At 48.2% G+C, this 14539-nt stretch carries 9 protein-coding genes; 5 read left to right on the forward strand and 4 right to left on the reverse strand.

Going from position 1 to position 14539, the window contains the following annotated elements; all coding sequences use genetic code 11:
- The first annotated feature begins 45 nt into the window (after positions 1 to 45).
- The 5 genes from QFZ51_RS14240 (at position 46) to QFZ51_RS14260 (ending at position 8965) form a co-directional block, all read left to right on the forward strand.
- Positions 46 to 3393: a SusC/RagA family TonB-linked outer membrane protein gene (locus tag QFZ51_RS14240; protein ID WP_429046658.1), complete on the forward strand. Its 3348-nt coding sequence runs from the start codon at positions 46 to 48 to the stop codon at positions 3391 to 3393.
- Between the two features lie 53 nt (positions 3394 to 3446).
- The gene (locus QFZ51_RS14245) at positions 3447 to 5237 is read left to right on the forward strand and encodes a RagB/SusD family nutrient uptake outer membrane protein (protein ID WP_429046660.1); all 1791 of its coding nucleotides are present in this window, start codon (positions 3447 to 3449) and stop codon (positions 5235 to 5237) included.
- A 29-nt stretch (positions 5238 to 5266) separates the two neighbouring features.
- Positions 5267 to 6232, forward strand: coding sequence for a BT_3987 domain-containing protein (locus QFZ51_RS14250; RefSeq protein WP_429046662.1), 966 nt, complete (start codon positions 5267 to 5269; stop codon positions 6230 to 6232).
- A gap of 2 nt (positions 6233 to 6234) precedes the next feature.
- A complete protein-coding gene (locus tag QFZ51_RS14255; protein WP_429046664.1) occupies positions 6235 to 7074 on the forward strand; it encodes an endonuclease/exonuclease/phosphatase family protein in 840 nt (279 codons plus the stop codon).
- Between the two features lie 79 nt (positions 7075 to 7153).
- The gene (locus QFZ51_RS14260; protein ID WP_429046666.1) at positions 7154 to 8965 is read left to right on the forward strand and encodes a glycoside hydrolase family 35 protein; all 1812 of its coding nucleotides are present in this window, start codon (positions 7154 to 7156) and stop codon (positions 8963 to 8965) included.
- 54 nt (positions 8966 to 9019) lie between these two features.
- On the opposite strand, the gene QFZ51_RS14265 is transcribed toward QFZ51_RS14260, so the two are convergent.
- The 4 genes from QFZ51_RS14265 to QFZ51_RS14280 all read right to left on the reverse strand — a co-directional run bounded on the left by QFZ51_RS14265 (position 9020) and on the right by QFZ51_RS14280 (position 14349).
- Positions 9020 to 9643, reverse strand: a complete 624-nt coding sequence (locus QFZ51_RS14265; protein ID WP_429046668.1) for a GLPGLI family protein — start codon at positions 9641 to 9643, stop codon at positions 9020 to 9022.
- 25 nt (positions 9644 to 9668) lie between these two features.
- Complete coding sequence (locus tag QFZ51_RS14270; protein WP_429046669.1) at positions 9669 to 12176, reverse strand: outer membrane beta-barrel protein; 2508 nt, start codon at positions 12174 to 12176, stop codon at positions 9669 to 9671.
- Between the two features lie 81 nt (positions 12177 to 12257).
- Positions 12258 to 12947 (reverse strand): response regulator transcription factor, encoded by a 690-nt coding sequence (locus tag QFZ51_RS14275; protein ID WP_429046671.1) that lies wholly within the window; start codon positions 12945 to 12947, stop codon positions 12258 to 12260.
- Positions 12934 to 14349 (reverse strand): sensor histidine kinase, encoded by a 1416-nt coding sequence (locus QFZ51_RS14280; RefSeq protein ID WP_429046673.1) that lies wholly within the window; start codon positions 14347 to 14349, stop codon positions 12934 to 12936. Before QFZ51_RS14280 ends, QFZ51_RS14275 begins: the two co-directional genes overlap by 14 nt.
- Positions 14350 to 14539: the final 190 nt, after the last annotated feature.

The raw sequence follows: 14539 nt of genomic DNA on the forward strand, positions 1-14539 counted from the left end.
GCTTAATCCTGTTTTAATACATACTACGCTAACAAAACCTAACGTATGATCCTAATTTTATTATCCGCTTCACGCGGCCTGAAAAAGGCCGTGAGGGTCGTTCTGTGCTCATTCCTGGCGGCAGCCGTTTATATGGCGCCGCTGCACGCACAGGAACAGGACCCCCAAACAAAAACAGTCACCATCCAGCTGAAAGATGCCACGGTGACCACCCTCTTTCGCGCCATTGAAAAACAAACCACTTTCCGTTTCCTGTATGATAAGTCACTGGAAGCTTTTGGAAAGAAGTTAACCGTGAACTATAAAAATATGGCAGTTGCCAAACTGTTACAGGACCTGGAAGGCCGTACCGGTTTGCAGTTCAGAACTTCGGGTCAGAATATTTCAGTAGCGACAAAAGAAGTGCCTCCTGCCATTAATCTTTCTCCGGGAGGCAAAAGGGAAATCACCGGCGTAGTGGTGGATTCTACGGGTCAGCCGATGGTAGGCGTAACCGTTGCCATCAAAGGCACCCGCCTGGGCACCGGTACCGACGGCAACGGAAAATTTATTTTATCGGTAGATGATAACGCAGTGCTGGTGTTTAGTTTGATGGGATTCCGTAAACAGGAAATTCCGGTACAGCGGAAAAACAAAATAGACGTAGTGTTGGAGGAAGCGTCTTCCGCGCTGGAAGAAGTAGTGGTAGTGGGTTTTGGTGAGCAGAAAAAAATCAGCCTGGTAGGTGCGCAGGCTACTATCACCCCCAAGGAACTGAAACAGCCGGTATCCAATCTTACACAGTCGCTCGGAGGCCGCGTAGCAGGAATGGTATCCGTACAACGCAGCGGGGAATTAGGTTACAACGATGCCAATATTTACATCCGCGGCATTTCCACTTTTACGCAGGGCTTCAGCGCACCGCTCACATTGGTGGACGGTGTGCCCAGGAGTATTTCCAATGTAGACCCTGAAGACATTGAAAGTTTTTCTGTACTCAAAGATGCTTCCGCTACCGCAGTATACGGCGTGCGCGGCGCCAACGGCGTTATATTGATCACCACCAAAGGAGGTAAGCCCGGTAAGCCCGCCTATAACCTGCGTTATACAGAAGGCATCACCCAGTTTACCAAATTGCCTTCGTTTGCAGACGGCCCTACCTATATGAAATTATCAAACGAAGCGCTGACCACCCGTGGCAGCGCGCCGGTGTATTCTGACGAGGCTATCCGGAAAACCGCCGATGGCAGTGATCCTTACCTGTATCCTAATGTGGACTGGTTTAAAGAACTTTTCCGCAACAATGGAAAAGTACGAAATGCGAACGCCAATATCAGCGGCGGTTCAGAAAAAGCGGTATACTATATCGGTCTTGGTTACTACGATGAGCTGGGAATGTATAAAACAGATGAACTCACCAAATACAATTCCTCTATTTTCCTGAAACGGTATAACGTTACTTCCAATATCACCCTGAAGCCTTCCGCCACTACTACTGTTAAGCTAGGCATACAAGGTTACCTGAGTAATGTAAACCTGCCCACTACCGGCGTATCCGATATTTTTACGGACGCATATTTTATGACGCCGGTGCAGATTCCAACCCGTTACCCGGATGGTAAAGTGGCAGACGTGCGTTCCGGCGGTTTGTCCAATCCCTGGGCAAGCCTCACCCAGGGCGGTTATGCCAACCAGTGGAGAAGCCAGGTATACTCTAATCTGCGCCTCACGCAGGAGCTGCCCTTCCTCACTAAAGGATTATCTGTAACGGGTATGTTTTCATTCGACGCCTATAACTATACCAGCAACCGCTATACGAAAATACCGGACACCTGGCTGGCCACCGGCCGGGATGCCGATGGTAACCTGGTGTTTGACCAGGTGGCCATTGGTACAGAGTTTCTCCAGTATACAAAAAGTAACCAGGGCGAACGCACCTTCTATTCTGAATTTGGACTCAACTATAACAGGAGTTTTGGTAAGCACGATGTATCCGGCATGTTGCTCTACAACCGCAGCGACAAAGCCAACACCTATGCGGCCGACCTGGAAACATCATTGCCTTACCGGTTCCAGGGATTGGCGGGGCGTTTCACCTACGGTTTCCGCAGCCGGTATTTTGCAGAAATAAATTTTGGATATAACGGATCGGAAAACTTTTACCCCGATCAGCGTTATGGCCTTTTTCCTTCCGCAGGCCTGGGCTGGGTAGTATCTGAAGAGAATTTCTTCTCCGGTATTAAAAATACAGTATCACTTTTTAAGATCCGCTTTTCGCATGGTATCGTAGGCAATAGCAACATCGACGGCAGAAGATTTGCCTACCTGGCAACCGTAGCCAATACCAGCGATTATTATTTTGGAAAGAACATCAACCAGAAATTTACCGGTAAGGAAATCGGTGAATATGCCGTGGATGTACAATGGGAAACCTCCCGCAAAACCAACCTAGGCTTTGATATCGGGCTACTGCATGATAATCTCACGTTGCAGGTGGATCTTTTCCGGGAATACCGCAGCGGCATTTTCCTGCGCCGGAAATCGTTACCGGGTTATATAGGGATGATCAACGCGCCGTTTGGTAATGTGGGTATTATTGACAACAAAGGAATAGATGCATCCGTCACCTATAACCGCCGCTTCGGCGACTTCTCCCTGCAGCTGCTGGGCAATTTTACTTATAACAGGAATAAAGTAGTGGAGAATGATGATCCCAGCTGGAAGTATCCCTGGCTGGACCGCAAAGGGCTGCGCGTAGGACAGCGGTTCGGGTACATCGCACTCGGACTTTTTGAAAGCGATAAGGAAGTACAGAACTCACCCAGGCAAACAGGCGATGTGCGGGCCGGCGATATTAAATACAAAGACATCAACGGCGACGGCGTGATCGATTCCTATGATCAGGCGCCTATCGGATATGGCGATGTTCCTGAAATGGTATATGGCTTCGGTTTTACACTCGGCTACAAAGCGTTTGGGCTGTCGGCCCTTTTCCAGGGCGCCGCTCATGTGGATGTACTGCTGAACGGTGAAGGCACCATGCCTTTCCAGCAGGGACTGAGCCGCGGAAATTTATTCAGCAATATCAACGACCGGTGGACCGAAGAAAATCCACGCCAGGACGTTTTTTATCCCCGCCTGATGGCAGGTTCACTGAATGATAACTACGCCGCCAGCACCTGGTGGATAAAGAACAGCGACTATATCCGGTTAAAGACTTTACAGCTAAGTTATAACCTGCCCGCTGCCTGGATGAAACGCGCGAAACTTAAATCCGCTAACATCTTCCTGCAAGGGGTAAACATCCTCACTTTCTCACCGTTTAAGCTCTGGGATGTAGAGGTAGGCAATGGAAGAGGCGCCTCTTATTCAAGTACTAAATCATATTCTGCCGGCGTTGCCGTCAACTTCTGATAACAACGATCATTCCTAAACATTATAATTCTCTCCGGATGAAAATAAAAAAGATGGTTCACATTTTACTGGTCGGCGTTTCTTTACAAACGGCTTCCTGTAACAGTAACTTCCTTGACCAGGTTCCCAGCGACCGTATCACTATTGAGCAGGTATTTAACCGAAGAAGATATTCTGAAGAATACCTTGCTAATATTTACGTTACCATTCCCAATGAAGCCTACCGCAATACCTGCGCCTGGGAAGGATGTTCAGATGATGCAGATATTACCTACGACCGGCCCGGTTCCGGTTATAACACCTATCCCATGAACCTGGGTAACTGGAGTGCGGCATCCGATTACATGAACAACTGGACTAAATTCTACCAGGGTGTCCGTTCGGCTACTTATTTTATGCAGCATATTGATGGGAATAAAGAGATACTGGCGCTGCCTAACGGCCAGGATCTTATTGACCAATATAAAGCCGAGGCGCGTTTCCTGCGGGCGTTCTTTTATTACGGTATTATCCGTCAATATGGCCCCGCTATTATTCTGGGGGATATCCCGATTGCGGGCGACCTGGCGCCTACCGATGAAGAGATGCAAAAGCCACGGAATTCGTACGACGAATGTGTTAACTACATTGTATCAGAGCTGGACCTCGCCGCGCAGAAACTTCCCAAACATTTTACCGCACAGGGCGAAAATGATTATGGCCGCGCCACACAGGCCGCATGCAAAGCTTTTAAAAGCAGGGTGCTGTTACTGGCGGCAAGTCCGCAGTTCAACGGTAACCCCGACTACGCCGGCTTCCGCAACCTGGATGGCAAACAGCTGGTAAGCGCGCAATATGATCGTGAAAAATGGAAACGTGCCGCCGATGCCGCCAAAGATGTAATGACCGGTTTCAGTTTCTCCCTGTACCGTAAGAATGATACCAGCGGAAACTTTGATCCTTATCTCTCTACCCGCGATGTATTCCTGGATCCCTGGAATTCGGAAGTGATTTTCACCAGGACTTCTAACGGGCTGAAAGACTGGGAACGTTCCGTAACACCCCGTTTAGCCAGCGGATACGCCGCGGTGGCTGTTACGCAGCAACTGGTAGATGAATTTGAAATGGAAAATGGAAAAGGGATCTATGAATCCGGATCGGGTTATAAAGAAACCGGTTTTTCTTCTACTGCTACTAAATATACAACTGCCGGTACCTATAACATGTATGTAAACAGAGAACCCCGGTTTTATGTAAATGTTAGTTACAATGGCAGTCTCTGGATCAATAAAAGCGAAGGCAATAAAGTGATTGAAACTTTCTTCACCGGCAATACCGGTAAGAAAGGATCGTGGGACTTTCCGCGTACCGGCTACATCGCCCGGAAAAACGTGCATCCCGACAGTAATCCCAGGATCACCCAGTATGTGGCCAGGCCTTTTATACTGATTCGTTATGCGGAAATATTACTGAACTATATCGAAGCATTGAACGAGTACGAGCCTGGTAACCCGGATATCCTTAAATACCTGAACGAAATCCGTAACAGGGCCGGCGTACCTGATGTTGCAGGTGGGCTGGGGCAGGCCGCCATGCGCGCAAAGATCAGGCATGAAAGGAGAGTGGAACTGGCATTGGAAAGCCTCCGTTACTTCGATACCCGCCGCTGGAAGATCGCTGAACAAACCGATGGCGGAAACTTCTACGGCATGAACGTAGACGCAGGTACCAAACTTACCGACCAGGTTTTTTATCAAAGAACCATATTTGAGCGGAGGGTTTTCCTGAAGAATTATTACCTGTTCCCTATTCCTCAATCGGAAATAGACCGTGACAGAAAGCTGGTACAAAATCCAGGCTGGTAAATTATTTCCTGATGATCAATATTAGAAAAATGAAGATAAAATTATTGATATTATCGCTTGCTGCGGCCACTGCCTGGAGCGGTTGCCGGAACAACAGTGCCGAACTGGAAAATATATCCGACAGCACCGCTGTTGTGTACATGCCACAGGCAGTTATTGCTCCCGCAGTGTATTCATTTGAAATATCCGGAAAGGGCGACAGTATTGTTTATGGCGCCTGTTATGGCGGGCCGCATTCACCGGCATCTGATATAAATGTAAAATTCAAAGTAGATGCTTCGCTGACAGATCATTTCAACACTAACAACTTTACCAGTTACCCGGTATTACCCGAGGGAAGCTATGAGCTGGAACAGTCTTCCGCCACAATCCCGGCAGGGAGATTCAGCACGGCGCCGTTAAACCTGGTAGTGCATATGGATAAACTGGATGGCGTAGGCAGCTACCTGCTGCCGGTGACTATTGAAACCAGCATGAAAGTAAATGAGAAGCTACGCACTGCTTACTTCCTGATCAGCGGGCGTTATGCTGCCAATCCGTTTCCTATGCTGGATCGCAGCAACTGGAATATTACCGGCTTCTCATCGGAGGAAACCACCGGCGAAGGGGCAACCAACGGCCATGCTATCCACGCGCTGGATGGCGATACAGCCACCTTCTGGAGCACCCGGTGGAAAGCGTCGAAGCCCGGCCCTCCGCATTATATTACCATTGATACACAGGTAGAACAAAAGATACACGGTATCAGTATTACTGGCCGGACAGATAAAAATACCGGGGAGGTAAAGGCTACCGGCAACCCCAAAAATATTATCGTGGAGTTGAGCCGCGACGGCGCCACCTGGAACTATGCCGAATCCTTTACGCTGGCCAATGATAAAGTAAGCACCGTTTACCTGGCGTATGCGCAGCAGGCCAGGTTTGTGAAACTGACCGTGAACACCAGCCAGGGAGATATCTACCTGACGCATATTGCGGAGATCAACGCCTTTTGATGATGAGAAAGATATTTTGGTTGATAGGCTTAGCCAGCTGCCTGTTGTCCTGTGGCAAGCGGAAAACAGTAAATACTTCACCGGAAGAACCGGCGCGTCCGAAAATAATGGTAAGAGTGATGACTTATAACATTTACGGCGCCCGGGCTTCTTCCGGTCCGCCGGCCAACCTGGAGGCCCTGGCCAAAGTGATCAACCAGGAAAAGCCGGACCTGGTGGCATTGCAGGAAGTAGATGTGTATACCCGTCGTACCGGTGTGAACGTTCACCAGGCAGCAGAACTGGCAAAGCTTACAGGAATGGACTGGTACTTTACAAAAGCAATGGATGTAACCGGAGGAGAGTATGGCGATGCCGTGCTTTCGCGGTTACCCATTCTTGAACGGAAACGCTATGCCTTGCCGGTGGCGCCGGATATAGGTGGCGAGTTCCGGACAATGGCTATGATCCGCGTGAAAAAAGACGGCCGGGAATTTTATTTTGCATCCACTCATCTCGACCACCTGGCGCAGGAAGACAGCCGTTTATTACAGGCAGCGGAATTAAAAAAGGCAGTAACGGAACTGGGGAAGCCATTGATATTGGGCGGGGATTTTAATGCTATTCCCGCATCGCAGACCATAGGCATTATGCGGAGTTTCATGAACCTGGGCTGCCTCCAGCAATGTCCGCTTACTTTTCCTTCAGATAAGCCGGATCGCACCATTGATTACATCATGACCACCCCGGTAAACCGCTTCTCAGTAACCCGGTATAATAATATCAGCGGTTATGACGAGGTGTTGAAAGTGTATGTATCAGACCACCGGGCCATAGTAGCGGATATCAGTGTTCAGGAGTAAAGCCAGGCGTCTTATAAAAAATATTTCCAATCAAATATTTTGGTGTATTTTGTACGCTTATCTGCAACTTATTTGAACAATGAAGAAAGTAATCCTAAGCGGCATGCTGGCGCTATCCTGTTGGATGGGGCAGGCAGTGCAGGCGCAAAACAAACATTCTTTTGCATTAAGTAAAACTGATTTTATGCTGGATGGCAAACCCTTCCAGATGATCAGCGGAGAGATGCACCCGGCCCGTATACCACACGAATACTGGCGTCACCGCATTCAGATGGCGAAGGCAATGGGTTGTAATACCATTGCGGCATATGTGTTCTGGAACTATCACGAACCGGTGAAAGGCCAGTTTGATTTCAGTACCGGTAATCACAACATTGCGGAATTTATTAAAATAGCCCAGGAAGAAGGCATGTGGGTATTACTGCGCCCCGGTCCCTATGTGTGTGCAGAATGGGAATTTGGTGGTTTGCCTCCTTACCTCCTGCAAACACCGGATATAAAGGTGCGCTGTATGGATCCGCGCTATATAGCCGCGGTATCCACCTACGTAGATCGTTTGGCGGCAGAAATAAAGCCGTTGCTGGTAACTAACGGCGGACCGGTAGTAATGGTGCAGATTGAAAATGAATACGGCAGTTACGGTAACGATAAAGAATATTTAAATACGCTGAAAGATATGTGGGTAAAGAATGGCATCAATGTTCCATTCTACACGGCCGATGGCGCTACCGCCTATATGCTGGAAGCAGGAGGCGTGGAAGGCGCTGCCATCGGGCTGGACTCCGGCGGATCGGAAGCTGATTTCGCCGCCGCCAAAAAACAAAACCCCAATGTACCCGCCTTCAGCAGCGAATCTTACCCGGGTTGGTTAACCCACTGGGGCGAACAATGGCAACGGCCGGGCATAGACGGCATTTCGAAGGAAGTGAAATTCCTGATGGATACCAAACGTTCATTCAACCTGTATGTGATTCATGGCGGTACCAACTTCGGCTATACTGCCGGCGCAAATTCCGGCGGAAAGGGCTATGAACCCGATGTAACCAGCTACGACTATGATGCGCCTATCAATGAGCAGGGAAATGCGACGCCTAAATACCAGGCATTGCGTCAGCTGATCGGTTCCTATCTCCCGAAGGGCAAAAAATTACCTGCCATACCAAAGCCTGTTCCGGCCATTACAATTCCTGAATTTAATCTTACCCCATTCACTTCGGTATGGGATCATTTACCACAGCCGGTTAAATCCCCGCAGCCAAAGCCATTTGAAGCCTATGGGCAGGACTATGGCTTTATGGTGTATAAAACCACGCTGATAGGACATAAAAGCGGCAAGCTGAGTGTAAAAGACCTGCACGACTATGCAACCGTGTTTCTCAATGGCAAGTACATCGGGAAAATTGACCGCCGGCTTGGGGAGAAAACAATTGATCTGCCGGTAAGCGATGTGAAAGATCCCGTACTGGAAATCCTCGTTGAGGGCATGGGCCGCATCAACTTTGCAGAAGCGCTGATTGACCGTAAAGGAATCACAGATCGTGTAGTCCTGAACGGTATGACGCTGATGAACTGGGAAGTGTACAGCCTGCCTATGACGGAAAAATTCGTACAGGAACTGAGCGCTTCTTCCGGTAACGCTGCTAAACCCGGCCAGTTTTTTAAAGCCACTTTTAACCTGGATAAACCCGGTGATACCTACATCGATATGTCGGGATATAAGAAAGGAATTGTTTGGGTAAACGGTCACAATCTTGGCCGCTACTGGGAAATAGGACCGCAGAAAAATCTGTACTGTCCTGCTCCATGGCTAAAGAAAGGCGCCAATGAAATTGTAGTGTTTGATTTGCACCAGGAAACAGCTGCACCGGTAAAGGGAGTAGTGAGTTTATAATATTTTTTTTGAGAAGGAAACGCAGCGGGATCATCTCCCGCTGCGTTTTTTTATTTAACGGCTGATGGCTAACTCTTCGTCCCTGATGGGCATAAATTCAATCGCGGTTGCCATGAAACTCATTTTCCTGTGCTGCATTTCCAGTACCACGCCTTTGTCGGTGAACATGCCAATAGGACTGCCTGCATGTAACGGCAGGGCAGTGGTGTACCATATTGTGGTGGAATCTTTTTTATTAACGAGGATAAGCTGCTGGCAGGGATAACCGAGGATTTCCTTTGTTGCGCCGGTGGCAATGCTTTCGCCTTTACGTATGTCTAACGGCGCTTCTTTCAGTTTGCCATTTTTCTTTGCCCATTGTTTTTTACTGTCGAGATCCACATACAATTCATCCCCGTTATCAGACTGAATGTTTACGTTTACTTCCACGTCGTCTCCTTCCTTTTTCTGGTTAGCGTTATAGAATGTTTTGAAACGCTGTTTGTTAAACCACAATGACGCGTCCTGCGTAGCAGTTTCGGGAATCATGTCTTTGTATTGCATTTGTTCCGGCTTCAGGTTAGCGTGCAGGTTCATGGTAAGCGTATAGCTTATTTTTCCGCTGCTTTTGTCCTGCGCAGCCGCTGGCATATAAGCAGCGGCCAGTAATACAAATGTTAAGATGAAAGTTGTTTTCATGATAATATATATTTAGTGAGATGAATTACTTTTTTTTGAAAGAGCGGAGCTGGTAAACAAGGCTTGCCATGAAATACTGCCCCAGCATGTTGTTCCGCTGATCTTCCGTATATCCGCCCCGCACCATCCGCATCACATTTTTGTTTTGCCGCAGCAAATCGGTGGCGGCTACTTTCAGTGTATACTTTTTGCCTATGTTTTTGCTGAGGGAAGCATTCCATAACAGGGCGGTGGTGTTATAGTTGTTACTGAGGCCGGAGGTGGTGTAACCTGTCCATTCGCTTTCTGCCTGCATGTTCCAGGGAAGCGTAGCGACAGCGGACAGATCGTAGTTAAACAACCAGTAGGGTTTTTGCAGCATTGTGGTGTTGTTCCAGGCAGTGTTGAGGTGCGCTGAAATATTCAGGAATGCCGCAGGATAGTAATTAAAGCTGATATCGGGCGCCACGCTGTATTGCCGGTTGTTGCGTTGTATGCTGTTGAATAGCGATGGATAGGCATTGTAAGCCAGCTGCAGACCATAGGTGATACCTGATCCTTCGTCGTCTGTTTTAAAAAAGTGCTGGAATGATACATTCGTGTTGGCGTATCCGTTAGCATTAATAGTGGTGATCAGTTGTTTACCGCTGCTGTCTGTAACGGCATAGTCAGTAAACTGGCGGGCTACTATGCTGCCATTCGCCATAATATTGGTATAACTGCCGTTATCTGCGTTTGTGAAAAGATAAGATGCACGTATACTGCGCCTGATAGCCGGTTTCAGGGCAGGGTTTCCCTGGCGCACATACATCGGATCACTGATATCGGGGAGGGACTGTAGCTGCGAAATGGCAGGTAGCTGAACGCTGGTCTGGTAATCGACGCTGATTTTGCGTGCCGGAGAAAACTGGTACCGGGCGTTGATACGGGGCAGCAGGTTATGATAGGTGTTATTCACCTGGTAGTGCTGTACCCGCGAATTACTTTGCTGCCAGTTGATTTGCAGTGCTGCTTCCGCGGTGTAACTAAAACGCTTATACTTTGCGGACACCGCCACAGCGGGTGTGCTGCGGGTGTTGGTTGTGGAGAAGTCGTCGTGGTAGCGTTCATCGGGCAATGTGTATTGTTGTTGCACCGGATCAAAGCTGAATGCGGTTTGTTGTTGCCGGGTATTGCTGTAGAAGAAGTTTTCACTGATCAGCAACGTATGTGTGCGTGATAACGGCAGGGTATATACGAATTGATTATTTACCGAAAAGCCATGGCCCTGTATCCAGAGCTGTTGATTAATAGTATCTGTGCGGGGTATTTTAATGTTATAGATATTGTTGAGGGAGATATTTCGTACCTGGTTATTGTTTTTCAGCCAGGCGGGAGTTACGGTGAGTGATAAGGTGTGCCGTTCTTGCCGGAATTTGTGCCGGAAAAGAATATCGGTGGCCGACTGCCAGCTGCTGGCATTGCTTTCATGGTATTGGGTGCCGTTGTTCAGCAATTGTGTTTGCGCTTCATTCAGGGAGCGATAGGAGAGTTGATTGACACCGGAAGACTGGATGCTGTTGAATACCGGGGAGATTTTAATACTGTTCTGTGCATTTACAGGTATATCGATGCTGGCATTTACGCGGTGGTTATTATTGATATCTGTTTGATGGCCTTGCTGGTAGTAGTGATAACTGGTGTCGGGGAGTTGATAAAACCGGTGGTTATCATAATTATTCCGTGATGCGAACCGGTTAAAGAAATAGCTGCTGCGCAGAGCGGTGTTGTTGCTAAAGTCGTTGTTAAAGTTCACGCCGCCGTATTGGGTATTGTTTAATCCTGTGGGATTAGAGAGCTGCGCCAGTTCCTCCGGGTTATCTGCTGTTGCCTGTACGCCTTTCATTTTAAGGATTTCGGCCATTGCGTAGGAAGGAAGCTGGTCAAATATTTCGGGGTTGCTGCCGGCGAGGCGAAGCAGTTCGCCTGCGCTGAAGCCCGACTTATTTACGTTGTTGGCTTTGAATAAAAGAGAGAGCTGTTTATCACCGGCGAAGCTGTTAACGTTTACCCCGGCCTCATAGCGTTCATGGGTGCCACCGCCCGCTGAAGCATTGCCAAAGTATCCTTTTTTCATTTCTTTTTTGGTAACGATGTTGATGGTTTTGGTGCTGTTACCATCGTCGATGCCGGTAAAGGCGGCCTGGTCGCTTTTCTTATCCAGCACCTGGATTTTGGCGACCATGTTGGCCGGGAGATTACGGGTGGCGATGGCGGGGTCGTTGCCAAAGAATTCTTTTCCGTCTACCAATACTTTTAGTACAGTTTCACCCTGGGCGATGATGTTGCCGGCGCGGTCTACCCGGACACCGGGCAGCTTGCGCAGCAGTTCTTCCACTACGGCATTGTCTTTTGTTTTGTAGCGCGCGGCATCATATTCCAGGGTATCTCCTTTCGCGCGGATGTCTGCTTTACCTTTTATAACTACTTCCTTCAGTTGTTTGGTGGCCTGTGCATGGCTGCTGACAGCCGCTGCCAGCAGGGTACAAAGAAGGATCGCTGCTTTTTGTATCATCGTTTGTAATTGAACGATACGAAAGTAGGATCATCGTGTACACGTAACCGTTAACGAACCTGAGTATAGTGTGAATGATTGTTAAAAGACGAGCTTATATCCCTGTCCTCTTACATTGATAAGTTGCACGGTGGCGTCGTGTTGCAGGTATCTCCGGAGTTTGCTGATATATACATCCATGTTACGGGCATTGAAAAAATTATCATCGCCCCATAATTCCAGCAGCATGCTTTTCCGGTGGGTGGTGGTGTTGGGGCGTTCTGCCAGCATGCGCAGCATATCTGCTTCCCGGAGGGAGAGCCGGATGGTAGCTGCTTCATGTTTCAGTTCCTGGCGGTTATGATCAAAAACATATTGGCCGATGCGGTAAATACCTTTGGGGGCATTGAGGGATGGGTTGCTGTGTGCGCGTTTGATGAGTGCTTTAACGCGAAGGATCAGTTCCTCCATGCTGAAGGGTTTCTTGATATAGTCGTCGGCCCCGCTTTGTAATCCGCGCAACACGTCGGAGGTTTCGCTTTTGGCAGTGAGAAAGATGATCGGCGTATGTTCGTCTACGTTACGGATATCTTTTACGAGGGAGATGCCATCTTTTTTTGGCATCATAATATCTACCACGCAGGCATGGGGCCGGAAGGAGAGATAGGCATCCCAGCCCTGCTGGCCATTTGCGGCATGCATAATATGAAATCCGTTCAACTCCAGCGTTTCCTTTACAACGCCTGCCAGGGTAAGTTCATCTTCTACCAGCAGTAGTTTAATTTTTTGCATAGCGTGGAAATTGAAGGGTGAACGTAGTGCCTGTGCCGGGAGTGCTGTTTACTTCAACGGTGGCCTGCAGTTGTTGTGCCAGTGCTTTAACGTGACTGAGCCCAAGTCCGTGGCCTTTGGTATCCTGTGTATCACCACTGGTAACACGATAAAATTTATCAAAGATAAAGGGCAGATGGCTGTTGGAAATACCTTCGCCGTTATCGGTTACCGTAATAAAGATGCGGTCCCTGTTATCTTTTATTGTTAATGTAATCAGCTTCTGTGGTTTGTTGTTGTATTTAATGGCATTGTCGAGCAGGTTACTGAAGATGATTTCAAACGCCTGTTTATCGGTTTCTATACTGTTGTGTCCTGATCGGTTATCTATGTGAATTTGCACACTATCCTGGTAGGCGAATCGCTGAATAATTCCGTTGAGGCTCTCTTCCAGCGGCATGGCGGTTGTTTGCCGTTGATGCAGTTGTTGTTCCAGCCGGGTGATGGTCATGATCTGATCGATGAGTCCCTGGAGTTTGTCGAGTTCTGTTTTATTGAGATGGAGATACCGTGTTGTCATTTCCGGGCTGTTGCTGCCGCCGAAGTTGAGCAGCGCTTCGTTGGTGGCCTGCAGTACGGCTACCGGTGTTTTCAGTTCGTGGGTAACATGACTGATAAAGTCCTGTTTCATTTGCTCCAGTTTCTTTTGTTTTACGATGATGCGCCAGAGTGTCCATATGCAGCCCACGATCAGCAGTCCTATAAAGAAAGAAACGATGATAGCCGGGAATATTTGTTGCAGTAGATAGATGGTTTCGCCGGAAAACAGTACGCCGATGGTATTGGTTTGGGTATTCAATGCGGGATGAATGAGCAGCAGCCGTGGATTACTCTTTACCGCGGTCAGGGTGGTGTCGGTGTACAGGCGGAAAGGCAGGTCGATATTTTTTTCATGCAGTAACAACCGGTATTCGTGCCGGAGGCTGTCGATATGCACCAGCTGTAAGCCAAAAGATGAAAACATGCGGGAAAGAATATTGGACATTTGGGCATATTCCACATTGGGTACCGGTATGCTGTGGGATTTACCGGTGTCAAGATGCAGCCGGGCGGCGAGTGTATTGATCATGCTGTCGCGTTTCGCGGCCTGCTCCACAGTTTCATTTTCATCATCTTCCAGTTCTTCAAAGTTAATGGAAGAGGATATATTCATTTGTTGAAGGGAGTCGTTGGTACGGCCTATGTGGCCCAGGTTGCTCATCATGGCTGCATCATAGGCCTTTTGCAGGCACTCCGTCGCAGTACTACGGAACGACTGCCGGGCAGTAAGCCAGGTTTGTCTCAGCCAATACAGCTGAAAGAGCAATGCTACAGTGGCGGCGGGCACTGCCAGCTGACCAATTCTTTTAACCGAAAGTTTCATACCGGGGCAAATATAAATGGCCGCGTATTTATATCCCGTTTTTTTTAACAATCATTAACAAACGCGGATTTTGTCTTTCTCAGGATTAAACTTATTTCACTGATTACGCTGATTTGATCACTTTGGATTTTAAAGGATTCGGGGAGATATAAGCGAAGAACGTGGATTTTGTCTTACTCAGGATTACGCT

The organism is Chitinophaga sp. W3I9 (genome assembly GCF_050434025.1).
GTDB lineage: Bacteria > Bacteroidota > Bacteroidia > Chitinophagales > Chitinophagaceae > Chitinophaga.

Bases quoted from the DNA above. Each gene is read 5' to 3' on its own strand.
- QFZ51_RS14280 (WP_429046673.1), bottom strand. From the start codon at position 14,349: ATGAAACTTTCGGTTAAAAGAATTGGTCAGCTGGCAGTGCCCGCCGCC.
- QFZ51_RS14255 (WP_429046664.1), top strand. From the start codon at position 6,235: ATGAGAAAGATATTTTGGTTGATAGGCTTAGCCAGCTGCCTGTTGTCC.
- QFZ51_RS14270 (WP_429046669.1), bottom strand. From the start codon at position 12,176: ATGATACAAAAAGCAGCGATCCTTCTTTGTACCCTGCTGGCAGCGGCT.
- QFZ51_RS14240 (WP_429046658.1), top strand. From the start codon at position 46: ATGATCCTAATTTTATTATCCGCTTCACGCGGCCTGAAAAAGGCCGTG.
- QFZ51_RS14245 (WP_429046660.1), top strand. From the start codon at position 3,447: ATGGTTCACATTTTACTGGTCGGCGTTTCTTTACAAACGGCTTCCTGT.
- QFZ51_RS14250 (WP_429046662.1), top strand. From the start codon at position 5,267: ATGAAGATAAAATTATTGATATTATCGCTTGCTGCGGCCACTGCCTGG.
- QFZ51_RS14275 (WP_429046671.1), bottom strand. From the start codon at position 12,947: ATGCAAAAAATTAAACTACTGCTGGTAGAAGATGAACTTACCCTGGCA.
- QFZ51_RS14265 (WP_429046668.1), bottom strand. From the start codon at position 9,643: ATGAAAACAACTTTCATCTTAACATTTGTATTACTGGCCGCTGCTTAT.
- QFZ51_RS14260 (WP_429046666.1), top strand. From the start codon at position 7,154: ATGAAGAAAGTAATCCTAAGCGGCATGCTGGCGCTATCCTGTTGGATG.